Origin of the sequence: Streptomyces sp. RK9, assembly GCF_045070545.1 — a bacterium.
In the GTDB taxonomy this organism is placed as follows: Bacteria; Actinomycetota; Actinomycetes; order Streptomycetales; family Streptomycetaceae; genus Streptomyces; species Streptomyces alboflavus.
Genome location: NZ_CP173705.1, coordinates 1 through 22,699, shown reverse-complemented (window position 1 = coordinate 22,699; position 22,699 = coordinate 1). Strand labels below are relative to the sequence as shown.

The 22,699-nt window shown below is 72.4% G+C and carries 20 protein-coding genes and 2 tRNA genes; 17 read left to right on the top strand and 5 right to left on the bottom strand.

The features are described from left to right. Positions 1 to 328: 328 nt before the first annotated feature. The 5 genes from proB (at position 329) to AB6L24_RS37740 (ending at position 5,751) form a co-directional block, all read left to right on the top strand. The gene (proB, locus tag AB6L24_RS37760; protein ID WP_405663683.1) at positions 329 to 1,480 is read left to right on the top strand and encodes a glutamate 5-kinase; all 1,152 of its coding nucleotides are present in this window, start codon (positions 329 to 331) and stop codon (positions 1,478 to 1,480) included. A gap of 265 nt (positions 1,481 to 1,745) precedes the next feature. Beyond that, on the top strand, positions 1,746 to 2,249 hold the full coding sequence (locus tag AB6L24_RS37755; RefSeq protein WP_405663680.1) for a hypothetical protein: 504 nt from the start codon (positions 1,746 to 1,748) through the stop codon (positions 2,247 to 2,249). A gap of 239 nt (positions 2,250 to 2,488) precedes the next feature. Further along, complete coding sequence (locus AB6L24_RS37750; RefSeq protein WP_405663678.1) at positions 2,489 to 3,772, top strand: glutamate-5-semialdehyde dehydrogenase; 1,284 nt, start codon at positions 2,489 to 2,491, stop codon at positions 3,770 to 3,772. Positions 3,773 to 3,895: 123 nt separating this feature from the next. After that, a complete protein-coding gene (locus AB6L24_RS37745; protein ID WP_405663676.1) occupies positions 3,896 to 4,540 on the top strand; it encodes a hypothetical protein in 645 nt (214 codons plus the stop codon). Positions 4,541 to 4,686: 146 nt separating this feature from the next. Continuing rightward, entirely contained in the window at positions 4,687 to 5,751 is a 1,065-nt protein-coding gene (locus AB6L24_RS37740; RefSeq protein ID WP_405663674.1) for a hypothetical protein, read from the top strand. A gap of 75 nt (positions 5,752 to 5,826) precedes the next feature. On the opposite strand, the gene AB6L24_RS37735 is transcribed toward AB6L24_RS37740, so the two are convergent. Further along, positions 5,827 to 6,960 (bottom strand): M48 family metallopeptidase, encoded by a 1,134-nt coding sequence (locus tag AB6L24_RS37735; protein WP_405663671.1) that lies wholly within the window; start codon positions 6,958 to 6,960, stop codon positions 5,827 to 5,829. Positions 6,961 to 7,061: 101 nt separating this feature from the next. On the opposite strand from AB6L24_RS37735, the gene AB6L24_RS37730 reads away from it, so the two are divergent. The 7 genes from AB6L24_RS37730 to AB6L24_RS37700 all read left to right on the top strand — a co-directional run bounded on the left by AB6L24_RS37730 (position 7,062) and on the right by AB6L24_RS37700 (position 11,472). After that, positions 7,062 to 7,349 carry a hypothetical protein gene (locus tag AB6L24_RS37730; RefSeq protein ID WP_405664554.1) on the top strand — a complete coding sequence of 96 codons (288 nt, stop codon included), beginning with the start codon at positions 7,062 to 7,064 and terminating at the stop codon, positions 7,347 to 7,349. A gap of 107 nt (positions 7,350 to 7,456) precedes the next feature. Beyond that, a complete protein-coding gene (locus AB6L24_RS37725) occupies positions 7,457 to 7,621 on the top strand; it encodes a hypothetical protein (protein ID WP_380856962.1) in 165 nt (54 codons plus the stop codon). A 68-nt stretch (positions 7,622 to 7,689) separates the two neighbouring features. After that, positions 7,690 to 8,340, top strand: a complete 651-nt coding sequence (nadD, locus tag AB6L24_RS37720; RefSeq protein WP_030362625.1) for a nicotinate-nucleotide adenylyltransferase — start codon at positions 7,690 to 7,692, stop codon at positions 8,338 to 8,340. Positions 8,341 to 8,356: 16 nt separating this feature from the next. Then, positions 8,357 to 10,090 (top strand): LCP family protein, encoded by a 1,734-nt coding sequence (locus AB6L24_RS37715; RefSeq protein ID WP_405663667.1) that lies wholly within the window; start codon positions 8,357 to 8,359, stop codon positions 10,088 to 10,090. Between the two features lie 96 nt (positions 10,091 to 10,186). After that, complete coding sequence (rsfS, locus tag AB6L24_RS37710) at positions 10,187 to 10,645, top strand: ribosome silencing factor (RefSeq protein WP_030362627.1); 459 nt, start codon at positions 10,187 to 10,189, stop codon at positions 10,643 to 10,645. Continuing rightward, positions 10,642 to 11,283 carry a histidine phosphatase family protein gene (locus tag AB6L24_RS37705; protein ID WP_380856968.1) on the top strand — a complete coding sequence of 214 codons (642 nt, stop codon included), beginning with the start codon at positions 10,642 to 10,644 and terminating at the stop codon, positions 11,281 to 11,283. Before rsfS ends, AB6L24_RS37705 begins: the two co-directional genes overlap by 4 nt. Positions 11,284 to 11,399: 116 nt before the next feature. Next, a tRNA-Ala gene (locus tag AB6L24_RS37700) sits at positions 11,400 to 11,472 on the top strand. Positions 11,473 to 11,562: 90 nt separating this feature from the next. Here AB6L24_RS37700 and AB6L24_RS37695 read toward each other — a convergent pair. Next, positions 11,563 to 12,462, bottom strand: coding sequence for a helix-turn-helix transcriptional regulator (locus AB6L24_RS37695; protein WP_405663662.1), 900 nt, complete (start codon positions 12,460 to 12,462; stop codon positions 11,563 to 11,565). Positions 12,463 to 12,556: 94 nt separating this feature from the next. On the opposite strand from AB6L24_RS37695, the gene AB6L24_RS37690 reads away from it, so the two are divergent. The 3 genes from AB6L24_RS37690 (at position 12,557) to AB6L24_RS37680 (ending at position 14,523) form a co-directional block, all read left to right on the top strand. Further along, the gene (locus AB6L24_RS37690) at positions 12,557 to 14,020 is read left to right on the top strand and encodes an MFS transporter (protein ID WP_405663659.1); all 1,464 of its coding nucleotides are present in this window, start codon (positions 12,557 to 12,559) and stop codon (positions 14,018 to 14,020) included. Positions 14,021 to 14,109: 89 nt separating this feature from the next. Continuing rightward, complete coding sequence (locus tag AB6L24_RS37685; protein ID WP_169786645.1) at positions 14,110 to 14,286, top strand: hypothetical protein; 177 nt, start codon at positions 14,110 to 14,112, stop codon at positions 14,284 to 14,286. Positions 14,287 to 14,289: 3 nt separating this feature from the next. Next, the gene (locus tag AB6L24_RS37680; RefSeq protein WP_016643127.1) at positions 14,290 to 14,523 is read left to right on the top strand and encodes a hypothetical protein; all 234 of its coding nucleotides are present in this window, start codon (positions 14,290 to 14,292) and stop codon (positions 14,521 to 14,523) included. On the opposite strand, the gene AB6L24_RS37675 is transcribed toward AB6L24_RS37680, so the two are convergent. Beyond that, entirely contained in the window at positions 14,492 to 15,811 is a 1,320-nt protein-coding gene (locus AB6L24_RS37675; RefSeq protein WP_405663653.1) for a glycosyltransferase 87 family protein, read from the bottom strand. The two genes, AB6L24_RS37680 and AB6L24_RS37675, sit on opposite strands and share 32 nt — an antisense overlap. 114 nt (positions 15,812 to 15,925) lie before the next feature. Between AB6L24_RS37675 and AB6L24_RS37670 the strand changes: the two genes are divergently transcribed. Further along, a tRNA-Ala gene (locus AB6L24_RS37670) sits at positions 15,926 to 15,998 on the top strand. A 203-nt stretch (positions 15,999 to 16,201) separates the two neighbouring features. Here AB6L24_RS37670 and AB6L24_RS37665 read toward each other — a convergent pair. Together AB6L24_RS37665 and AB6L24_RS37660 are read right to left on the bottom strand one after the other, a co-directional pair. Continuing rightward, positions 16,202 to 17,794 (bottom strand): NADH-ubiquinone oxidoreductase-F iron-sulfur binding region domain-containing protein, encoded by a 1,593-nt coding sequence (locus AB6L24_RS37665; RefSeq protein ID WP_405663650.1) that lies wholly within the window; start codon positions 17,792 to 17,794, stop codon positions 16,202 to 16,204. Further along, a complete protein-coding gene (locus tag AB6L24_RS37660) occupies positions 17,791 to 19,200 on the bottom strand; it encodes a cytochrome b/b6 domain-containing protein (protein ID WP_405663648.1) in 1,410 nt (469 codons plus the stop codon). Before AB6L24_RS37660 ends, AB6L24_RS37665 begins: the two co-directional genes overlap by 4 nt. Positions 19,201 to 19,592: 392 nt before the next feature. Here AB6L24_RS37660 and leuS point away from each other — a divergent pair, with 392 nt between their 5' ends. Beyond that, entirely contained in the window at positions 19,593 to 22,523 is a 2,931-nt protein-coding gene (gene leuS / locus AB6L24_RS37655) for a leucine--tRNA ligase (protein ID WP_405663645.1), read from the top strand. Positions 22,524 to 22,699 lie beyond the last annotated feature (176 nt).

Here is a 22,699-nt window from a genome sequence, read left to right as displayed (position 1 = left end):
GGACGGAGGGAGGGCGGTGCGGGGCGTGCGGGGCTGTGCGGGGTCCGACAAGTGCGGACAACACCCATCCGGATAAGTGGTCGACACTCATCCGGATTAGTGGAAGACCCCTGACCGTATGACGCTCGGTGCCTCGGTAGCAATCTTCCGTGACGCTAATCACCGGATAAAGGGGCAAAGGTAATGGAACTCGGAGGCCTGAATCGGGCCTCTTGACGACTTAGGGCCCCTGTACTTCCGTACGCCGGTCCGGTCGGCGAAACGCGCGGGCGCTCCCGCCGCGTCCTCACGTACATTGCTGGTCCACAGCACATGGGGACCATTGGGGATGTACGTGACAAGGGCCGTGACAGGGGCAAGGGGACGGACGGACGTCGCGGGGGCCCACCGGGTCGTCGTGAAGGTGGGCTCTTCGTCCCTGACCACCGCTTCGGGCGGGCTCGACGCGGACCGCGTGGACGCGCTCGTCGACGTGCTCGCGAAGAGCCGGAGCGGAGGAGAGCGCGAGATCGTGCTCGTCTCCTCCGGCGCCATCGCCGCCGGCCTCGCCCCCCTCGGCCTGCGCCGCCGCCCCAAGGACCTGGCCCGCCAGCAGGCCGCCGCCAGCGTCGGCCAGGGCCTCCTCGTCGCCCGCTACACCGCCTCCTTCGCGCGCTACGGCGTCCGCGTCGGCCAGGTCCTGCTCACCACCGACGACACCAGCCGCCGCGCTCACCACCGCAACGCCTCCCGCACCCTCGACAAGCTCCTCGCCATGGGCGCCCTGCCCGTCGTCAACGAGAACGACACGGTCGCCACGGACGAGATCCGCTTCGGCGACAACGACCGCCTCGCCGCCCTCGTCGCCCACCTGGTCCGCGCCGACCTCCTGGTGCTCCTGTCGGACGTCGACGGCCTGTACGACGGCGACCCGGCCGCCCCCGGCACCGCCCGCATCGCCGAGGTCGCGGGCCCCGCCGACATCGAGCACGTCAAGATCGGCAGCGCGGGCAAGGCGGGCGTCGGCACCGGCGGCATGGTCACCAAGGTCGAGGCCGCCCGGATCGCCGCCGCCGCCGGCATCCCCGTCGTCCTCACCTCCGCCAGCCAGGCCGCCGACGCCCTCGCGGGCCGCGACACCGGCACCTACTTCCACCCCACCGGACGCCGCTCCGCGGACCGCCTCCTGTGGCTCCAGCACGCCTCCGCGCCCCGCGGCTCCCTCACGCTCGACGACGGGGCGGTCCGGGCGGTCGTCGAGGGCCGCAAGTCGCTCCTGCCCGCGGGGATCGCCGCGGTCGAGGGCGAGTTCATCGCGGGCGACCCCGTCGAGCTGCGCGACACCGCGGGCCGCGCCGTCGCCCGCGGCCTGGTGAACTTCGACGCCAAGGAACTGCCGCGCCTCTTCGGCCGCTCCACCCGCGAGCTCGCCCGCGAACTCGGCCCCGCCTACGAACGCGAAGTGGTGCACCGCGACGACCTGGTGGTCCTGCACCCCTGAACCATCCCGGGGCCGTGCACCACCACCCCGACGGGCCGTGCACCATCCACCCCGCCCGACGGTGCATCCCTAGTCCCGGCCGCCTCGGCGACACCAGCGCAAATCAGGCCGAAAACAGGCGCGAACGCCGGGTCACGGCTGGCTCGCCCGAGGTGAAACTCCGCAAAACCGCCCCGCGGGACCGCTTGTCCTGCTCAACTTTGTTGCAAGGCAGTTCCGCACGACCGCTGCATATCCGCACCACCACTGGTTGAAGGAGGCCGTCGTGAGACGAGTGCGCCCAGGGGCGGCGTCCCGCGGGTCGGCTGAGCGCGCGCTGACGAGCGTCGCCGCGGGGGCGGCGTACGGCGGCGACGCGGCCGAGGGCCACGACCGGGAGGCACGCGAGCACCAGGCGCGGGACGGCGACGGCGGCGAGCCCGCCGACGCACCCCGCCTCTGGCACGTCACGCTGAGCGTCTCCGGAGCCAAGGCCCCCCTCCAGGAGGTCCGCCGCGGCCTGGAACAGCTCGCCCACGACCACCCCTTCCTGCTCACCAGCCGCTACGCCCAGGACCACGCGGAGATCCGCTACTGGGAAGAGGCCCGTGACCTGCACGACGCCGCCGCGGTCGCGCTGCGCCTGTGGGGCGAGCACCGGCAGAGCGCACAGCTGCCGCCGTGGGAGATCGTCGGCCTCGAAGTCATCGACCGCGACACGTATCACCACCGGATCGCGGAGGGGTACGGGCCCCTGCCCGCGACCCCCGTCGGCGTCCACCCCTTTTAGTGCGCCTGAACCGGCGCCGCTCTCGCGGACGTGGTCGGTCGCCGTTGTGGTTGCTCAATTGATGGTTGCTGTTCGTGCGTGGGGCAGACACGTGGCACCAGGAAGCGCGTGTCAATTCCAGCCATCTCCGTCCGGCGCCCGCCGGCCCGCCCCGGCGGCCACCCCGCCCGGTCCCGCCCCACGTCTCGTACTGCGGAACAGCGTCTGGACGCCCTCCGACGCGCCGTTACGCTGCCCTCATGACCGCGCTCTCGCCCTACGACAACATGTCCCCGGTCGCCCAGGCCGCCTACCGGTCCCGCGCCGCCGCGGCCACCCTCGCGCCGCTGCCGCGCGCCGAGAAGGACGACGCGCTGCTCGCCATCGCCGACGCCCTCGAAGTGCGCACCGCGGAGATCGTGGCAGCCAACGCCAAGGACATCGCGAAGGCCCGCGAGGCCGGCACCAGCGAGGCGATCGTCGACCGCCTCACCCTCACCCCCGAACGCGTCCGCGCCATCGCCGCCGACGTCCGCCACGTCGTCGCCCTGCCCGACCCCGTCGGCGAGGTCGTCCGCGGCTCCACGCTGCCCAACGGCATCGACCTGCGCCAGGTCCGCGTCCCCCTCGGCGTCGTCGGCATCATCTACGAGGCCCGCCCGAACGTCACCGTCGACGCCGCCGCGCTCTGCCTGAAGTCCGGCAACGCGGTGCTCCTGCGCGGCTCCTCCTCCGCGTACGAGTCCAACACCGCCCTCGTCCGCGTCCTGCGCGACGCCGTGCACGGCGCCGGACTGCCCGCCGACGCCGTCCAGCTCGTCCCCGGCGAGAGCCGCGAGTCCGTCCGCGAACTGATGCGCGCCCGCGGCCTCGTCGACGTCCTCATCCCGCGCGGTGGCGCCTCCCTGATCAGGACCGTCGTCGAGGAGTCCACGGTCCCCGTCATCGAGACCGGCACCGGCAACTGCCACGTCTATGTCGACGCGCACGCCGACCTCGACATGGCCGTCGACATCCTGATCAACTCCAAGGCCCAGCGCGTCAGCGTCTGCAACGCCGCCGAGACCCTCCTCGTCCACGCCGACATCGCCGACGCCTTCCTGCCCCGCGCCCTCGACGCCCTCGCCGACGCCGGCGTCACCGTCCACGCCGACGAACGCGTCCAGACGTACGCCCCCGGCTCCAAGGCCACCGTCGTCCCCGCGACCACCGAGGACTGGGAGACCGAGTACCTCTCGTACGACATCGCCGCCGCCGTCGTCGACTCCCTCGAACAGGCCGTCGAGCACATCAGGCTGTGGACCTCCGGGCACACCGAGGCCATCGTCACCACCTCGCAGCAGGCCGCGCGCCGCTTCACCCAGCTCGTGGACTCCACCACGGTCGCCGTGAACGCCTCCACGCGGTTCACCGACGGCGGCCAGTTCGGCTTCGGCGCCGAGATCGGCATCTCCACGCAGAAGCTGCACGCCCGCGGCCCCATGGGGCTCCCCGAGCTCACCTCCACCAAGTACATCGTGACCGGCGACGGCCACGTCCGGTGACCGTCGCGCGCGGCGCGCGTCACGTCGCGTGACCGCCGCGGGGTAGTGGGGCGTCGAGGGTCACAACCCCCGAATCGCCTCTGCGTCTGCCCAAATTGCCCCGTCCAGGTCTACGCTGGACGGGTGCCGGAGGACGTGGGGGGTTCGCCGTTTCCCGACGGCTGGGAACCCGACGACGACCGCGACCACGGGGGTGCGGACGAAGAGTTCGCCTCCGTGGTCTTCGACGAGGATTTCGTGCGCGCCGCCGAGATCCATGAACCCACCGCGGTGGAGCGGCTGCTCGCCGCCGCCCAGGCACGCGCCGAGGCGTCCGAGGCCGAGGCCCGCAGGGGCCGCGCCCGCCGCCGCGGACCCCACGGCTCGGGACCCGACGACGACAGCGACGACCACCCCTACGAGGGCTACGGAAGCGGCGAGTTCGGCCGCGACGGCGACCCCGGCGACCCCGACTACTACGACGACTACGACGACCTCGGCGACCCGGAGTTCCTCGAGGACCGCCGCGGGCGCTACGGCCGCCGCGGCCCCAAGGTCCGCTGGCACCGCCCGGTGGCCTGGATGCTCGCCCTCCTCCTCGGCATAGGCATGGTGGCCTTCGCCTTCGCCGCGGTGTACCGGGGCGCGTCGTCCGGCCGCCAGGACCGCATACCCCCGCCCGCCACCACCGAGGTCGAACAGAACGCGGGCCCCGGCGACGCCGCAAGCCCCTCCGCGTCGGCGGAGTTCGGCCAGTCCCCGGTCCCCGCCGAGCCCCGCACCCCCTGAACGCCGGGCGCATCCGCCCAGGCCGCACCCACCACGACCGCCCGCGCACGCCGGTGCTCCCAACTGGGCAGCATGCGTGAGGAGTTGTCAGAAGTTGTCGTGTACCAGGGCGTTTACCTGAGAGCCCGGAGACCTACCCTGAAGGTATGGGCGGGCCAGGAGAACCACCTGCGGGGACACCCGAGGGCGCTCCCGGTGGTGAGGACGAGTACCGATCCGTCGTCTTCGACGAGTCGTTCGTGCGCGCTGCGCGACTGCAGGAGTTCTCCGCGCGGGAACGCATGGGCGACCACGCGCGCGCCGTGCGCCGCAGGCCCACCCCCCACCGCCGCCTCTCCCGCCAGGTCGTCGTCCTCGTCGTCCTCATCGCCGTCGCCTTCGGCACCGCGATCTACATGGGCGTACGCCACCCGTACGGCACCCCGGCGGCCAAACGCCCCGACCCCCTGCGGATGACCGTCATACCGCTCGCCCCCCAGGGCCGCGTGCCCGGCTCCGCGAAGATCCCCGACCTGTTCGCCAAGAGCCCCGCGGCACAGTTCCGCGTCGGCGCGGGCGGCATCAACCTGCCCGCCGCCCGCCGCACCGACCACTTCTCCGAGGGCCAGGTCGTCTCCGCGCTCGCCACCGCCAAGGACTACCTCGTGCAGTCCTCGCTCGACCCCGAGGTGCTCATGGGGCGCGCCGTGCGCCCCGCCCGCATCCTGCTCGACCCCGGCCAGCTCGACCAGTTCGACCGCAGCTTCAGGCACCCCGCGGCCGACGGACGGCACGCCCCCACCGGCTGGCTCGTCCGCTTCGACCGGGCCCGGACGGCGCTCGCCGACCCCGGCGTGCGCGTCCAGGGCAGCCTGCGCGCCTCCGAGACCGACAAGGACACCCTCGAGGTCGCCTCGGACCACACCTTCGTCTACGCGCTGCGCCCGGCCCGCGCGGACGCCCGCGCACCGGCCTCGCTGTTCACCGTCCGGCGCGAGCTGCACTTCCGCTTCGACCGCGACGACCTGCGCATGCACCAGGCAGAGCTGCTCACGTCCTCCGTCCAGGCCGGGCCGCTCGCCTGCGCCGCCGACACCACCCGGCAGCTGCGGCCGCTGCTCGCGGGCGAGAAGGCGAAGGCGGGCGGCCCCGCGGGCACCGACCCCTATGCGACGGGAGACGCCACGGCGCTGTGCGGGACCCTCGCGGGAGCCGCCCAGCCTTCGCTGTGAGCACGGCCCGGCCTACCGGCGGGGCGCTGTCGGACGGTTGGTTGCCGGACGGTTGGTTGGGGGACGGCGGTCGGGCTAGTTGTCGGACGGGCGGTCCGACGAGCCGTTGGACGCGGAGCCGCCGTCACCGCCGCCGCTGCCCTGACCGCTCTGCCCACTTTGGCCGCCCTGCCCGGTGAACTTCCCGCGCAGCTTGCCGCCCAGGTCGCCCGCGCCGCCCGCGATGTCGTTGACCAGCTTCATCAGCGGGTCCTTGCTCGTGCGGACGTTCTCCGCGTACGACGAAGCGGACTGGCGGAAGGAGTCGCTGACCGACGTGTCCTTGTCCTCCTCGCGGCGCGGGTAGTGGCCGTCCATGATCCGCTGGTAGTCGCGGGTCGCGGCCCACTTCTTCAGCTCGGCGGCACGCACGGTGGTGAAGGGGTGCGAACGCGGCAGCACGTTCAGGATCTTCAGGACGGAGTCGCGCAGGTCGCCGCCCGCCTCGTACTCCTCGGCCTGCTCCAGGAACGCGTCCACGTTCATCTCGTGCAGGTGGTTGCCGCCCGCGATCTTCATCAGGCCGCGCATCGACGCCTGCAGGTCCTGGCCGACGAGCAGGCCCGCGCGGTCCGCGGACAGCTCGGACTTGCGGAACCACTCGCGCAGCGCCGTCACGATCGCCATGATCGCGACATTGCCCAGCGGGATCCACGCGACCTTCAGGGCGAGGTTGGTGAGGAACAGCAGGATCGTGCGGTACACGGAGTGACCGGAGAGGGCGTGGCCCACCTCGTGGCCCACCACCGCGCGCATCTCCTCCTCGTCGAGCAGCTCGACCAGGCCCGTCGTCACGACGATGATCGGCTCGTCCAGGCCGATGCACATGGCGTTCGGCTTGGGGTCCTGCTGGACGTACATCGCGGGGACCTTCTCCAGGTCCAGGATGTAACAGGCGTCCCGCAGCATCGTGTGCAGGTGCGCGAACTGGGCGTCGGACACCCGCACCGAGTCCGAGAGGAACAGCAGGCGCAGGCTGCGCTCGGGCAGCAGCCCGCTGAGGGCCTTGAAGACCGTGTCGAAGCCGCTCAGCTTGCGCAGGGCCACCAGGGCCGAGCGGTCCGCCGGGTGCTCGTACGCCCGCGAGGAGATACCGGGGAAGCGCCTGCGCTGCCGGCTCGGCACGTTCTCCTGTCCGTCCCCCGCGCCGTTGTGGTTGCCGTCGGTCATGCCGCATCCCCCATGTCTTGTCCTCATTCCTGCCCCCGAGGTGGGGCCCAGCCTAGGCGGAGATACCGTGACAGGGCAGCACACAGAAGGAGTCATCCGCCATGGAGCACATCTCCGCAGCACAATCCCTCGACCTGGCCGCCGAGGCGGCCGAGAAGCAGGGCCCGGGCAACCTGCTCCGTGTCGTGCTGATCGTGATGGTGGTGGGCTGCGTCCTGGTGGCGTGGCTGCTGCTGCGGGGCTATCGACAGGGGAACGCGCAGGGGTCCGCGGATGGTTCCCGGGACGCCGCGGACGGTTCCCGGGACGCCGACGACGGCTCCCGCGACAGCCGGGGGAGCGACGGCGAGGACCGCGAGCGCGCCGACGCCGACGGCCGCGACGCCTGACGCCACGTACCGCAACGGCGGAGTCGGCGTGTTCGGCGGCCGGGCGCCCGCATACGATGGCCCCCAAGTCTTTACCCCGATCCCATAACGGATAGGTCCTGCTGACGATGATCCTCCACAGCACCGCCGCCCAGCTGGTCACTCTCGCCTCCGAGGGCGGCGAGCACACCGACGAGCACGCGAGCATCAGCCCCTACGTCACCGGCGGCGGCGCCTTCGTCGTGCTGCTCCTGCTGCTCTGGATCACCACCCGCTTCAACCGCGACCGCTGAGCCGTCGCCGCCGGGCCCCGGACGGCTGAGACCTGGGCCTGTCGGCGGGGCCGGTAGTGTCTGCACGCATGGGAGAGCAGGACATGCCTACCGGCCCGCAGGGCGGCCCGGGCTCAGGACCGGCCAGCACCGCCAAGCGCCGACTCGGCGTCATGGGCGGAACGTTCGACCCGATCCACCACGGACACCTGGTGGCGGCCAGTGAGGTCGCCGCGCAGTTCCACCTCGACGAGGTCGTGTTCGTGCCGACCGGGCAGCCGTGGCAGAAGAGCGACAAGAAGGTCTCGCCGGCCGAGGACCGCTATCTGATGACGGTCATCGCGACCGCCGAGAACCCGCAGTTCTCGGTCAGCCGCATCGACATCGACCGCGGCGGCGCCACGTACACCACGGACACCCTGCGCGACCTGCGCCGTCTCAACCCCGAGACCGACCTCTTCTTCATCACGGGCGCCGACGCGCTCGGCCAGATCCTCACCTGGCGCGACACCGAAGAGCTGTTCTCGCTGGCGCACTTCATCGGCGTCACCCGGCCCGGCCACACCCTGGCCGACCCCGGCCTGCCCGAGGGCGGCGTCTCCTTCGTGGAGGTACCGGCCCTGGCGATCTCGTCCACGGACTGCCGTACGCGAGTCGCCAAGGGGGACCCCGTCTGGTACCTGGTACCCGACGGCGTGGTGCGTTATATCGACAAGCGCGAGCTGTACCGCGGCGACTGAGCCGAGAGGGGCACCGGTGAACGACCGACAGTACGACCCCTACGCGGGCCAGGACCCGTACGCGGGTCAGTACGCGGGTGACGCGGCGGACCAGTACGAGGTCGTCGGGTACGACGAGTACGGGCGGCCGGTGTACCAACTGGTGCAACAGCAGCCCCAGGTGCCCCCGCAGGCGGCGCCCGGCTATGACACGTACGCCCCGCAGCAGCAGCCGCAGGGGTACGGCTACGACCCGTACGCGGCGGAGGGCTCGACCGGGCAGCAGGCGGCGGTGCCGCCGTCGGCGTACGACACCCGGGAGCAGACCGGGTGGGTTCCGCAGCAGCAGTCGTACCAGCCCCAGGCGCAGCAGCAGCCACAGCAGCCGCAGCAGTCGGCGTATCAACAGCCGTCGTACGCACAGCAGTCCCCGCAGCCGTCCCCACAGCAGACCCCACAGCCTTCCCCGGAGCAGGAAGCCGGGCCGGAGCGGCCGCACGAGGGCGGCGAAGCGCCCGAGTACCGCACCGAGCAGTTCTCGTTCATAGAGGAGCCGGACGAGGAATCCGAAGACGTCATCGACTGGCTCAAGTTCACCGAGAGCCGCACCGAGCGCCGCGAGGAGGCCAAGCGGCGCGGGCGCTCGCGCGTGGTCGCCCTGGTCGCCGTGCTCGCGCTGGCGGTCGTCGGCGGCGCCGGCTATCTGTGGTCCGCGGGCAAGCTGCCCGGCGGCTCGGACGAGAAGTCCGGCGGGCAGGCCGCCGCCGGCCCCCAGAAGCGCGACGTGATCGTCGTCCACCTGCACAACACCAAGGGCGGCGGCACCTCCACGGCACTGCTCGTGAACAACACCACCACCAAGCGCGGCAGCACCGTCCTGCTCCCCGACTCCCTGGCCCTGACCGGCGACGACGGCAGCGCGACGACGCTCGCCAAGTCCGTCGAGGACGACGGCTCGACCGGCACCCGCGAGGAGATCGACACCGCACTCGGCACCCACGTCGAGGGCACCTGGCGCCTGGACACCCCCTACCTCAACAACCTCGTCGAACTCGTCGGCAACATCGACATCGACACCAACGCCGACGTCCCCGACCCGAAGGCGAAGAAGAAGGGCGAGGCGCCGCTCGTCAAGAAGGGCGAGCAGCAGACCCTCAGCGGGCCGATGGCCGTCGCCTACGCCACCTACCGCGCCTCCGGCGAGGCCGAGACCGCGCAGCTCACCCGGTTCGGGCAGGTCATGCAGGGCGTGCTGCGCAAGCTGTCGTCCGACCCGCAGGCCGCGACCGTCACCGTGCAGTCGCTCGCGCAGATCCTCGACCCGTCGCTGAAGGAGAAGGACCTCGGCACGTTCCTCGCCAAGCTCGCCGACCGCGCCAAGGGCGGCGACTACGCCACCGCGCTCCTCCCCGTCCAGGACGACGGGACGCTGACCGAGAAGGCCAGCACCAGCGTGGTCAAGGACGTGCTCGGCGGCGCCGTGAAGAGCCCCGAGCAGGGCGCGGCCGTCCGGGTCGGCGTGCGCAACGCCACCGGCGACAAGGACTCCACGGAGAAGGCCCGCATCGCACTGGTCAATGGCGGCTACACCTTCGTCGACGGCGGCTCCGCCAGCTCGGCGGCATCGTCGCAGGTCACCTACGCCGACGCGGGCAAGAAGGCGGAGGCGCAGGAGGTCGCCAAGACCCTCGGCCTGCCCACCGGCGCGGTCACCAAGGGCAAGACGGCCCCGAACGCGGACGTGTCTGTGGTGCTCGGCGGGGACTACTAGGCGCGGTCCCGGAGTGGTCGAAACAATCTTCTGGGGACCCATGGGCGGTCCGTGAGACCCTTGACGGGTATTGCCCATCTGAAGGAAAGCTCTCTTGTGACCGCCACGGACCGCTCCACCGAGCTCATCACCGTCGCCGCCCAGGCGGCCGCCGACAAGCTCGCGCACGACATCATCGCGTACGACGTCAGCGACGTGCTGTCGATCACGGACGCCTTCCTGCTCGCCTCCGCGCCCAACGACCGCCAGGTCAAGTCGATCGTCGACGAGATCGAGGAGCGCCTCAACAAGGAGCTCGGCGCCAAGCCGGTGCGCCGCGAGGGCGACCGCGAGGCCCGCTGGGTCCTCCTCGACTACGTCGACATCGTCGTGCACGTCCAGCACAGCGAGGAGCGCGTCTTCTACGCCCTCGAGCGCCTGTGGAAGGACTGCCCCGAGATCGAGCTGCCCGCCGAGGCCAAGGCCACCCGCGGCAAGGCCGCCGAGTACGCCGACCGGCAGCAGGCCGCCGAGGAGGCCGGAGCCCTGCGCGAGCTGGGCGGTGAGCTGCGGTGAGCAACCGCGGCTGCCGGATCATCCTGTGGCGGCACGGCCAGACCGCCTGGAACCTGGAGCGCCGCTTCCAGGGCACCACGGACATCGAGCTGACCGACGTCGGCCTCGGCCAGGCCCGGCGCGCCGCCCGGCTGCTCGCCTCCCTGAAGCCGGACGCGATCATCGCGTCCGACCTCAGGCGGGCCGCGGCCACCGCCGCCGAGCTGGCCGCCGTCACGGGCCTCGACGTCACGCACGACGAGGCCCTGCGCGAGACCTACGCCGGGGCCTGGCAGGGCCTGACCCACGACGAGATCATCGCCCGGCACGGCGAGCAGTACGCCGCGTGGAAGCGCGGCGAGCCGGTGCGCCGCGGCGGCGGTGAGCTGGAGACCGAGGTGGCCGACCGCGCCGCCCCGGTCGTGCTGCGGCACGCGGAGAAGCTGCCCGACAACGGCACGCTGGTCGTCGCCAGCCACGGCGGCACCATCCGCACCACCATCGGCCGCCTCCTCGGCCTGGAGCCGCACCACTGGGAGGGCCTGGGCGGGCTCTCCAACTGCTGCTGGTCGGTCCTCGGCCAGGGCGCGCGCGGCTGGCGCCTGCTCGAGCACAACGCGGGCACGCTGCCCGAGCCGGTGCTCGGAGACGACGACTAGCCTCCGGCGTGTCCCGGCGGAAGCCCAGGTCACCGGGGTCGGGGACCGGATTTCACATTCGGGCAGGTCGCAGGCTAAAGTTCTTCTTGTTCGCCCGCCGAGCGGGAAGAACGCAAGGGGCTATAGCTCAGTTGGTAGAGCGCCTGCATGGCATGCAGGAGGTCAGGAGTTCAATTCTCCTTAGCTCCACTCACACGAGAAGCGGCGTGTGCTCACGGGAAACGTGAGCCGCGTCGCTTTCGTCATGTCCGGTGCCCGTTGCTCACGCGCGCCCGCTGCTCACGCGTCGTCGCGGCGCAGCCCGCGCAGCCTGGCCGTCCGCTCCTTCGTCTCCTCGTCGTCCGGCGTGTACGCCACGATGCGGCAGTCCGGCATGCCGTTGATCGACAGCGACACCGACGTCATCCGCAGCTCACCGACCGCCTCGTGCCAGAACGTCTTCACCCGCGGCCCCGGCGGCACCACATAGCCGCTCGCCCACATCCGCGCGAACTCCGGGCTGGCCAGGGACAGTTCCCGGATGAAGTTCTCCCACGCGGGCTCGCCCACATGCCGGCCGTACTCCCCGCGCAGCGTCGCCACCATCACCGGCAGCTCCGAGTCCCTGAAGACCAGCGGACAGTGCTTCTCCGGCACGACGAACAGCGTCCACAGCACGTTCTCCACGCCTATCGCCTCGATCGGCGGGACCAGGAAGAGGTCTCTGTAGGCGGGGTTGGTGGCGAGGATGTCGTACCGCGTGTTGTAGACCACCGCCGGGTGCGGGTCCAGGGCGTCGATGATGCCCTGCACCTCCGGGCCCACGCTCCGCACGGCCGCCTCGTGCCGCGCGGCGTACGGCACCTCCGCCAGGTCGTACAGGTGCTCGCGCTCCGCCGTGTCCAGGCGCAGCGTGCGCGCGACGGCGTCCAGGACCTGGGCGGAGGCGTTGATGGGGCGGCCCTGCTCCAGCCACGTGTACCACGTCACACCGACGCCGGAGAGCTGGGCGACCTCCTCGCGGCGCAGGCCCGGCGTGCGGCGCCGGGGGCCCGGCGGCATGCCCACGTCGGCCGGGGTGACCCGGGCTCTGCGGCCCCGCAGGAACGCGGCCAGCTCGAGGCGCCGCCGGGAGGGCGCGCGGGTGGACGGCACCGCGCGAGGTGTCCCCGTCATGTCCATCGTCGTCACGTCCCCCATCGTGCGTCCCCGTCACCGACCTTGCCAGGTGCTGTCAGTACCAGCATCGGCGGGCTCTCACTACCTGTACCCGCCCGCGGCCACGCTCGGGGGCATGACCACTACGACCCCACCCGCGGCGACCTCCGCCCCAACTCCTGGATCCAGTAAAGCCCCCGGCACTGACATCCGCCCCGGACGGCTCCTCGCGGCCGTGCTCACCGCCCAGTTCATGGCGCTGCTCGACGTGTTCATCGTCAACGTCGCCGCGCCCACGATCCGCGAGGAACTGCACGCGTCCGGCGCCGGGCTGCAACTCGTCATCGCCGGTTACACCATCACGTACGCCGTCCTGCTGATCACCGGCGCGCGCCTCGGCGAACGGCTCGGCCACCGCCGGGTCTACCTCGTCGGGCTCGCCGTCTTCACGGCCGCGTCGCTCGCCTGCGGGCTGAGCCAGAGCACCGGCCAGCTGATCGCGTTCCGGCTCCTGCAGGGCGCGGGCTCCGCCGTCCTCATCCCGCAGGTGCTCAGCCTCATCCAGCGGAACTTCACCGGCGAGGCCCGGATGAAGGCGCTCGGCGCGTACTCGGCGGTCCTCGCCACCGGCGCCGCCGCCGGGCAGGTCGTCGGCGGCGTCCTCGTCAGCGCCGACCTGTTCGGCACCGGCTGGCGCCCGGTGTTCCTGGTGAACGTGCCGGTCGGCGTGGCCCTGCTGTTCGTCGCCGCCCGCGTGCTGCCCCGCGACGACCGCGGTGACGCGGGCCGGGCGCGCGGGCTCGACCTGCCAGGACTCGTGCTGCTCGGCTCCGCCGTCTCGGCGTTCACGGTGCCCCTGGTCCTCGGCGAGCAGGAGGGCTGGCCGCTGTGGACGTGGGTGTCCCTCGGCACCGCCGTCGTGCTCTTCGCGCTGTTCTGCCGGTACGAGGCGCGGCTCGCCCGGCGCGGCGGGGCGCCGCTGATCTCGCCGCGGGTCCTGAGGGTGCCGGGCATGGGCCTCGCCGTGTTCCGGCTCGCCGCGGTGATGGCGGTCAACTCCGGGTTCCTGTTCGTGCTGTCCCTGCACGTGCAGGGCGGCCTCGGCTACAGCGCGCTGCGCGCGGGCCTGACGTTCGCCCCGTCCGCGATCGTCTTCGGAGTCGTCGGTCTGACGTGGCGCAAGTGGCCCGCGGCCCTGCAACGGGCACTGATCCCGGGCGGGTTCGCCCTCGCGGCCCTGTCGTGCGTCGCCGTGGGCCTGCTGCTGCGGGACGGCGGCGACGGCGGTCTTTGGCTGTACGTGGCGTTCGTGGGCGGCGGCCTTGGGCTCGCGCTCGGCTTCAGCCCGACCCTCACGCGCGCCCTCGCGACCGTACGGCCCGAGGACGCGGCGGACGCCAGTGGTTTCCTGGCCACCGTCACCCAGCTCGGACAGCTCACCGGAGTCGCCGTCTTCGGCGCGATTTTCCTCGCCCGGATTGAGTCACAGGGGGCTCCTGGGGCGTATTCATCGGCGGACGCGCTCCTGGTGAGCTTCTACGCGCTCGCCGCGGCGGCCGCCCTGGGGGCCGTGTCCGGACTGGTACGTATGCGTCGCTGACCGTCTCGCCGTGGTCGTGGCAGAATCGACGGGGCCGGAAGGGGACTGCACCAAAGCGCCGACGGTGACCCGACGGGAGGGAGAGCGCGATGCCTGCGAGCATCCTCGAAGAGGCCGGGGGCCTCTTCGAAGTGGCGGACATACAGGTCGGCGATGCCACGCTCCTCCACTGCCCTTCCTGCGGTTCGGCCCACGTGGCTCAAGTCCTCGGTGACAACGGCGGAGTCAGTTACGTGTGCACCGCCTGCGGCCACAGCTGGAGCTGATCGATGGGTGCACACAGGCGTAAATGCGACTGGTGCGGCAGCGGTACGCCGATCGTCCGCGACATGGAGCCGGTCAACCCGGACTACCAGTACTGGTGCGAGGAGTGCGCGCGGGCGCTGATCATAAAGGGCGACCCCATCGAGACGTACCGCGAACTCGAAGGGGAGCCGATCTACGGCCGCCTGCTCGACGAGCACTGCACCCTCAAGCGCTTCTACTCGTTCGCCACCGCCTGAGGCGTCCCCGAGCCCCTGAGCCCCCGCCCGAGCCCTCCGCGGGGCCGCCCCGACCCCGCGCGCGGCTTTCCCGGTCCGAGCGCGGGTACCCCAGAGCGACGGCCGCGGCGACCGCCAGGAAGCCGACAGCGGCCAGCGGATAGACCGCCGACAGCGTCATCTCGCCAAAGTTCTGGGCGAGTTCAGGCCGCCCGGGGCGGTGCGGCACCCACCACAGCGCGTACGAGCAGAACACCAGCGCGAGGCCCCCGGCCGCCGCCCACCGCCCCCGGCCGCCCCACCGCGCCGCACGCGTCCACAGCAGCACCGCCATCGGCACGCACCACACCCAGTGGTGCGACCACGACACCGGGCTCACGAGCAGCGCGGTCGCCGCACAGGCGACCGCGCCCCAGGCCCGCTCCCCGCGTGCCGCCGCGGCCACCGCCACGGCGAGCCCCGCCACGCAGACCACCGCCGCCACGGCCGCCCACCAGACGCCCGGCTCCGGGGTGTGCAGCAGCCGCGCGAGCACCCCGCGCACCGACTGGTTCGCGGTGTTCTCCGCCCGCCCCGCCCGGCCCGCCTCGAAGACCACCCGGGTCCAGAAGTTCCGGGAGTCGTCCGGCAGTACCACGGCCGCGACGAGCGTCGCCCCCAGGAACGCGGCGGCCGCCACGCACGCGTGCCGCACGGCGGGCCGCCACACACCCCCGCGTACGCCCGCCACGGCACCCACCAGGAGCAGGAAGACCGCGAACAGGCCGGGCGTCAGCTTGACCGCCGCGGCCAACCCGATGCCCACCCCCGCCCACCGGTGATCGGGGCGCCGCGTAAGCCCCCACAGCACCAGCACGGCGAGCAGCAGATTCACCTGCCCGTAGCGCAGCGTCGTCCACACCGGCTCCGCCCAGACAGCGACCGCCGACACCCACAGAGCCGTCTCCACGCGCGTGTGCCGCCACGCCCCCGCGAGGCGCAGGGACAGCCGCACGACGGCGAACAGGAGCAGCAGGTTCGCCAGCGTGGCGAGCGGCCGCAGGTCCACCGGATCCAGCAGCGTCAGCGGAGTGAACAGCAACGCCGCGAACGGCGGGTACGTCATGGGCAGGTCGTACTCGGTGGCGCGCAGCGCGTACAGGTCGGCGCCCGCGCGCGCGGCCTGGCCCTCCGCGCGGTAGACCCACAGGTCGATCATCGAGACGTCGGCCGCTCGCTGCGCGGCCCAGAAGGAGACGAAGGAGAGCAGACAGACCCCGGCGGCCAGGGGGACCCGGCGGCGTATGACAGCGGTGGCGATCACGGACACGAGGCCGGACCGTAGTGACCTCGGGTGTCCGGGACGGAAACGATTTGGTGGACCCCGGGGGTGACCGTGTAATGTTTGCGGAGCCGCCGGGGAAACCGGGCGGAGCAGCAACAAGGGGCTATAGCTCAGTTGGTAGAGCGCCTGCATGGCATGCAGGAGGTCAGGAGTTCAATTCTCCTTAGCTCCACAGTGAATGAGCGGGCCACCCGGATCGGGTGGCCCGCTTTTTCGTGTTCCCGGGGCTTGTACGGAGAGGGCCGGCCCGGCATGTGCGGAGAGCACTCGGGCCTCTACGGGGAGAACCCCCGGGGCACACACCCCAGGTCCTCCCCGTAGAGAACGTTCAGCGCGTCATCGCCGTCATCGCCGTCCTCGCCGTCCTCGCCGTCCTCACCGCCCGCTGCCGAGCGCCCTGCGCCCGCGGCCCCGAGGCAGCATCGGCAGGCCCGGCGACGGCGCCTGCGCCGGGATCGCCGCGGGGGCCTCCTCGATGCGCAGGGCCAGCGCGGGGCAGCGGCGCACCGCGCGCTGGGCGCGCGCTTCGGAGTAGCGCGGCACGGCGGCCTCCGCGACCGCGGGGAAGCCGTCCGGGCCCAGCTGGATCAGCTCGGGCACGATGTCCGCGCACAGGCCGTGGCCCTGGCACAGCGTCCAGTCGACGGCGAGCTTGCGGCCGCTCGACCCCTGCCCCTGAGGGCTGTCGTCCTGGAGCGGCAGAACGCCCTCCACGGGACGCCCGCACCCGTCGCCGAGGACGTGCGCGGCGAGATCGTCCGTGAACGCCGCGATCGTCGACTCCAGGAACGCCGCCGAACCGTCCGGATGCTTGCACGCACCCCTCCGCTTCACCGCCCGCGTCACCTCGCGCAGCGCCTCCAGAGCGGTGGGCCCGCCACCGTCCAGGACGTCGGCGAGGCCCCGCGCGGCGGCCGGGAGCCCCAGATAGCAGGGCCCGCACTGACCGGCGCTCTCCGCGGCCAGCCAGTTCGCCACGTGCAGGGCCTCGCCCAGCGGACACGTGCCCGGGCCGAGCGGCAGGATCGCGCCCGCGCCGAGCGCGCCCCCGCAGGCCTCCAGGGACGCCCTGGACACGACCGCGTCGTGCGCGGTGACCGCGTCCAGCCACTTGCCGTGATACCCGCCCGTGAGGACGCCCTGCGGCAGCGGGGGAGCACCGGCGAGCTGCAGAACGTACCGGAGGGGCACGCCCGTCGGGGCCTCCACGACCATCGGCCGGGCGACGGCTCCGGAGAGGGTCAGAAGCACCGTGCCCGGTTCGTCGCGCAGTCCGGTGCGCCGGTAGCGCTCCGCGCCGATGCGGGCGGCGACCGCCAGCTGCGCGAAGGTCTCCGCGTTCGACAGGAGCGTCGGCGCGCCGCCCACACCGGAGTCGGACGTGCGCACCTTGCGCCCCGGAGGCAGCGGCGGCCCGCCGTCGGCGGAGCGCACCAGGGCCGAGGACTCACCGGTGACCATGCGCACGGGATTGCGCTGCACGCGCGCGCGGAGGATCGATCCGCGCCGGTTGCTCAGTCCGCGCTCGGCGAGCGCCGCCTGCATCGAGGCCTCCGTGGAGTCCCGGGTCACGCCGACGACGAGCGTGCGCGCGCCCAGCGCCTCGGCGGCGAGCAGCGCGCCGTCCAGGATGAGGTGCGGGGCGCGGTTGATCAGCACGGTGTCCTTGCGGCACGCCGGCTCGTCCTCGCTGCCGTTGATGACGACCACGGGCCGCACACCCCGCCGGATCGCGGCCTCGGCGACCGCCCGCAGCTTCTTGGCGAACGGGAAGCCCGCGCCGCCGCGGCCGCGCAGCGAGATCTGCTCGGCCAGCGTGGCGAGCTGTTCGCCCGCGATGGGTTCCAGGGGGCCGTGCACCTTCAGGTGCATGGCCAGGTCGAGCCGCTCGACCAGATCGAAGCCCGACGTCAGCAGCGGAAGCCCGACGACGCGGACTTCGGGGACGTCGGGCAGTGACGCGTTCACTTGCTGCCTCCGGTGGACGCGTTCCAGGGTTCGCCGGTGCTGGGCGCCTGGAAGGGGCCGGTGAGCTGTTGGGTGGCGGGGCCGTCGTCGTGGACGGGGTCGGGCACGGGCAGGGGATCGTGCACGGGCGGGTGGTAGGCGGGCTGAGGGCCGGTGTCGTACGAGGTGCCGTACGGGTCGGTGTCCCCGGAGCCGAAACCCCTGTCTCCGTAGTCGTGCTGTGTGTCCTGGAAGTCGCGGCGGCCGCCACTGCCCGCCGGCCCGTAACCGATGTCTACGGAGTCGTAGCCGTCGTCCAAGGAGTCGTACGGCAACGGTGCCGAGGGTGCTTCGGCCGGAGGGGGCGGGGAGGGGGCCGGCCAGCGGGGGGTCATGGTGGGCAGGACCTCGGTCGGCTGGAGGTCCAGGGGCAGCGCGGAGTCGGGGTCGGAGGGGGCGGCCAGCGCGCGGTAGGCGGCGGCGATGCCGACGACCGGGGGCTGGTCGGCCGCGGGGGCGGCGCGGCCCGACGCGGTGCCGGGCAGCGGTGCGGACGCGGTGTCACGGGTGGGCGCGGGGGCCTCGCGGCGGCGGGCGCGCTCGGGCGCGGGCCGGGCGTCGGGTTCGAGGAGGGCGAAGATGCGGGCGGCCACCTTGCGCTTGACCGGACGCGGCGCCGCGCGCAGCGCCACCGCCCCGGCCACGGCGATCAGGCACAGGCAGTACAGGACCACCACCCACGGCTTCGGCGGGCGGCCCGCGTACAGGCCGTGGATCAGGGCCGCGCACCAGGCCGGGTAGGCCAGCATGTGCAGCGCGCGCCACCGGGAGGCGACCTGGACCGGTGAGGCGAAGGCGCTGCGCAGGGCGCCGGTGACGCTGGTGGTGATCATCAGGAGCCCGGCGAGCGAGCCCAGGCCGATGAGCCCGTCGCCGCCCGTGAAGCCGAGCCCGAAGGGCACCAGGGCGCCCACGAAGGACACATGGTCCAGGGCGAGCTTCACGGTGCCGTGCAGCAGCAGGAAGCCCACGGACGCGACCGCCGTGGCCCGGTGCACGGCCTGGGCGAGCAGTCGCTGGCGCGAGCGCAGGAAGAGCCGGTCGGAGGCGACCAGGCCCCACATCACCGACGCCGTCAGGGCCACCAGCGACAGGACGCCGGTGGTGAAGTCCAGTGCGGCGCGGAAGTCGTCGCCGCCCGCGAACACGAGCAGGGGTATCAGCAGCAGCGCGGCCGTGGTGACGACGCCGCGGGCCGCTCTGCCCGGCGCGCGGAAGGGGGAGAACGCCGGTGCCGCGTCCGGTGCGGGCGGCGGGAAGGGCGCGGACGCCGGGGCGGAACGCCGTGGCGAGGGGGAGCGCCGCGGCGGTGTTGCCGGTGCCGCGGGGCCTGTGCGGCTGTTGCGGTGCGGGTTCAGAGGGTTCATGGGGGCGACTCCGAAATGGTTCGGTCGCCGCATGCTAAGTCGAGCCATACCGATGGGTACGTGGTTTGAGTTATTGCGTTGTTATCAAAGCGCGACTCGATCTTGGTGTTGCCCCGATAGTGGGCGGTACGCGGAGTAATCCTTGGCCATGGGTGGGGTGTCGGGGGTGCCGGGGATACGGACAAAGCGCGTGGCCCGGCTCCGGAGCGCTGCGGTACCCTGACGCCATGCGTGCCGTACGCCTTCTGCTTAGCGGGCCGCGCTGATCAGTCCCGACCGCCCAGTGAGCGCGGTCGGAATCGGCGCGGCGTCCCCTCCTGTGCGAGGGGCATTTTTATTTGGCCGTCCGGCCATTTCCGCAGGCAGAGACGATCGATGGAGCTTTGAGGACCATGAGCGAGACGAATTCCTCCGCCACTGCTGAGGGCGCGGCCGGCGCGGGAGGCGCCCCCGCCGCCGAGGCAGCCGCCCCGCACCGCTACACGGCCGCCCTGGCAGCCGAGATCGAGGCACGCTGGCAGGACTTCTGGGACGCGAACGGCACGTACGAGGCGCCCAACCCGAGCGGCGACCTGGCCGGCGACCCGGCCCTCGTCGCACGCCCCAAGAAGTTCATCATGGACATGTTCCCGTACCCCTCGGGTGCGGGCCTGCACGTCGGCCACCCCCTGGGCTACATCGCCACCGACGTCTTCGCCCGCTTCCAGCGCATGACGGGCCACAACGTCCTGCACTCCCTGGGCTTCGACGCCTTCGGCCTGCCCGCCGAGCAGTACGCCGTGCAGACCGGCACGCACCCGCGCGTGTCCACCGAAGCCAACATCGAGAACATGAAGGCACAGCTGCGCGCCCTGGGCCTGGGCCACGACAAGCGCCGCTCCTTCGCGACGATCGACCCGGACTACTACAAGTGGACCCAGTGGATCTTCCTGCAGATCTTCAACTCCTGGTACGACGACGAGGCGAGGAAGGCCCGCCCCATCGCCGACCTGATCGCCCAGTTCGACAGCGGTGAACGCGCCGTACCGGACTCCACGCGCGCGTGGCACGCCCTGGACGCCAAGGAGCGCGCCGACGTCCTGAGCGGCTTCCGCCTGGCGTACGCCTCCGACGCCCCCGTCAACTGGTGCCCGGGCCTGGGCACCGTCCTGGCGAACGAGGAAGTCACCGCCGACGGCCGCTCCGAGCGCGGCAACTTCCCCGTCTTCAAGGCCAAGCTGCGCCAGTGGAACATGCGCATCACCGCCTACGCCGACCGCCTCCTGGACGACCTGGACGCGCTGGACTGGCCCGAGGCCATCAAGCTGCAGCAGCGCAACTGGATCGGCCGCTCCGAAGGCGCGCGCGTCGACTTCCCCGTCGGCTCTGTCGGCTCCGTAGACGACGCCATCACCGTCTTCACCACCCGCCAGGACACCCTGTTCGGCGCCACCTACATGGTCCTGGCGCCCGAGCACGAGCTGGTCGACACCATCGTCCCCGCCGCCTGGCCCGAGGGCACCCACGACGTCTGGACGGGCGGCCACGCCACCCCCGCCGAAGCCGTCGCCAAGTACCGCGCCTTCGCCGCCGCCAAGTCCGACGTCGAGCGCCAGGCCGACGCCAAGGAGAAGACCGGCGTCTTCACCGGCGCGTACGCGACGAACCCCGTCAGCGGCGAGCAGGTCCCGGTCTTCATCGCCGACTACGTCCTGATGGGCTACGGCACCGGCGCGATCATGGCCGTCCCCGCGCACGACTCCCGCGACTTCGCCTTCGCGCGCGCCTTCGAGCTGCCGATGCGCTGCGTCGTCGAGCCCTCGGACGATCGCGGCACCGACCCGTCCACATGGGACGACTCCTTCGACTCCTACGAAGCGAAGATCATCAACTCCGCCGGGGCCGACGTCACCCTGGACGGCCTGGTGGTCGTCGAGGCCAAGGCGCGCATCACGGAGTGGCTGGAGCGCAAGGGCATCGGCCGGGGCACCGTCAACTTCCGCCTGCGCGACTGGCTGTTCAGCCGCCAGCGCTACTGGGGCGAGCCCTTCCCGATCGTCTACGACGAGGACGGCGTGGCCCACTCGCTGCCCGAGTCCATGCTGCCCCTGGAGCTGCCGGAGGTCGACGACTACAGCCCGCGCACCTTCGACCCGGACGACGCGCACACCTCTCCGGAGACCCCGCTGTCCCGCAACGAGGACTGGGTCGACGTCACCCTGGACCTGGGCGACGGCACCGGACCTCGCCGCTACCGCCGCGAGACCAACACCATGCCCAACTGGGCCGGTTCGTGCTGGTACGAACTGCGCTACCTGGACCCGCGCAACAGCGAGCAGCTGGTCGCCCCCGACGCCGAGCGCTACTGGATGGGCCCCCGCGAGGGTCAGCCCACCGGCGGCGTCGACCTCTACGTAGGCGGCGCCGAGCACGCCGTGCTGCACCTGCTGTACGCCCGCTTCTGGTCGAAGGTCCTGTTCGACCTGGGCCACATCTCGTCCGCCGAACCGTTCCACAAGCTGTTCAACCAGGGCATGATCCAGGCCTACGTCTACCGCGACAGCCGCGGCTTCCCGGTCCCCGCCGCCGAGGTCGAGGAGCGCGACGGCACGTTCTTCTTCGAGGGCGAACCGGTCAAGCGCGAACTGGGCAAGATGGGCAAGTCCCTGAAGAACGCCGTCACTCCGGACGAGATCTGCGAGGAGTACGGCGCCGACACGCTGCGCCTGTACGAGATGGCGATGGGCCCCCTGGACGTCTCACGCCCCTGGGACACCCGCGCCGTCGTCGGCCAGTACCGGCTGCTGCAGCGCATGTGGCGCCTGATCGTCGACGAGGCCACCGGCGAGGTGACCGTCACCGACGCCGAGCCCGACGAGGACACCCTGCGGGCGCTGCACAAGGCGATCGACGGCGTGCGCCAGGACCTGGACGGCATGCGGTTCAACACCGCCATCGCCAAGATCACCGAGCTGAACAACCACCTGACCAAGGCCGCGGGCCCCGTGTCGCGGTCCGTCGCCGAGCGCCTGGTGCTGCTGGTCGCCCCGCTGGCCCCGCACATCGCCGAGGAGCTGTGGCGCAAGCTGGGCCGCACCGAATCGGTCGTCCACCAGGACTTCCCGGTCGCCGACCCCGCGTACGTCGTCGACGAGACCGTGACCTGCGTCGTGCAGATCAAGGGCAAGGTCAAGGCCCGCCTGGAGGTCCCGCCGACCATCTCCGACGAGGAGCTGGAGAAGGCGGCCCTGGGCGACGAGCGCGTGGTCGCCGCGCTGGCCGGCGCGGGCATCCGCAAGGTCATCGTGCGGGCGCCGAAGCTGGTGAACATCGTTCCCGCGTGAGACACGATGCGGTCCGGTCGGGGTGACCGGTCCGGCATGGCCGGCGGGGGGGGGGGGGCCCCGGGGGGCCCCCCCCCCCCCCGCCGGGGGGGGGGGGGGGGGGGGGGGCGGGTGGGGGGGGGGGGGGGGGGGGGGGGGGGGGGGGGGGGGGGGGGGGGGGGGGGGGGGGGGGGGGG

Excerpts from the sequence above, each read along its gene's own strand:
- proB (WP_405663683.1), top strand. The coding sequence starts at position 329 with ATGTACGTGACAAGGGCCGTGACAGGGGCAAGGGGACGGACGGACGTC.
- AB6L24_RS37750 (WP_405663678.1), top strand. The coding sequence starts at position 2,489 with ATGACCGCGCTCTCGCCCTACGACAACATGTCCCCGGTCGCCCAGGCC.
- AB6L24_RS37740 (WP_405663674.1), top strand. The coding sequence starts at position 4,687 with ATGGGCGGGCCAGGAGAACCACCTGCGGGGACACCCGAGGGCGCTCCC.
- AB6L24_RS37735 (WP_405663671.1), bottom strand. The coding sequence starts at position 6,960 with ATGACCGACGGCAACCACAACGGCGCGGGGGACGGACAGGAGAACGTG.
- AB6L24_RS37730 (WP_405664554.1), top strand. The coding sequence starts at position 7,062 with ATGGAGCACATCTCCGCAGCACAATCCCTCGACCTGGCCGCCGAGGCG.
- AB6L24_RS37725 (WP_380856962.1), top strand. The coding sequence starts at position 7,457 with ATGATCCTCCACAGCACCGCCGCCCAGCTGGTCACTCTCGCCTCCGAG.
- nadD (WP_030362625.1), top strand. The coding sequence starts at position 7,690 with ATGGGAGAGCAGGACATGCCTACCGGCCCGCAGGGCGGCCCGGGCTCA.
- AB6L24_RS37695 (WP_405663662.1), bottom strand. The coding sequence starts at position 12,462 with ATGGGGGACGTGACGACGATGGACATGACGGGGACACCTCGCGCGGTG.
- AB6L24_RS37690 (WP_405663659.1), top strand. The coding sequence starts at position 12,557 with ATGACCACTACGACCCCACCCGCGGCGACCTCCGCCCCAACTCCTGGA.
- AB6L24_RS37685 (WP_169786645.1), top strand. The coding sequence starts at position 14,110 with ATGCCTGCGAGCATCCTCGAAGAGGCCGGGGGCCTCTTCGAAGTGGCG.
- AB6L24_RS37680 (WP_016643127.1), top strand. The coding sequence starts at position 14,290 with ATGGGTGCACACAGGCGTAAATGCGACTGGTGCGGCAGCGGTACGCCG.
- AB6L24_RS37660 (WP_405663648.1), bottom strand. The coding sequence starts at position 19,200 with ATGAACCCTCTGAACCCGCACCGCAACAGCCGCACAGGCCCCGCGGCA.
- leuS (WP_405663645.1), top strand. The coding sequence starts at position 19,593 with ATGAGCGAGACGAATTCCTCCGCCACTGCTGAGGGCGCGGCCGGCGCG.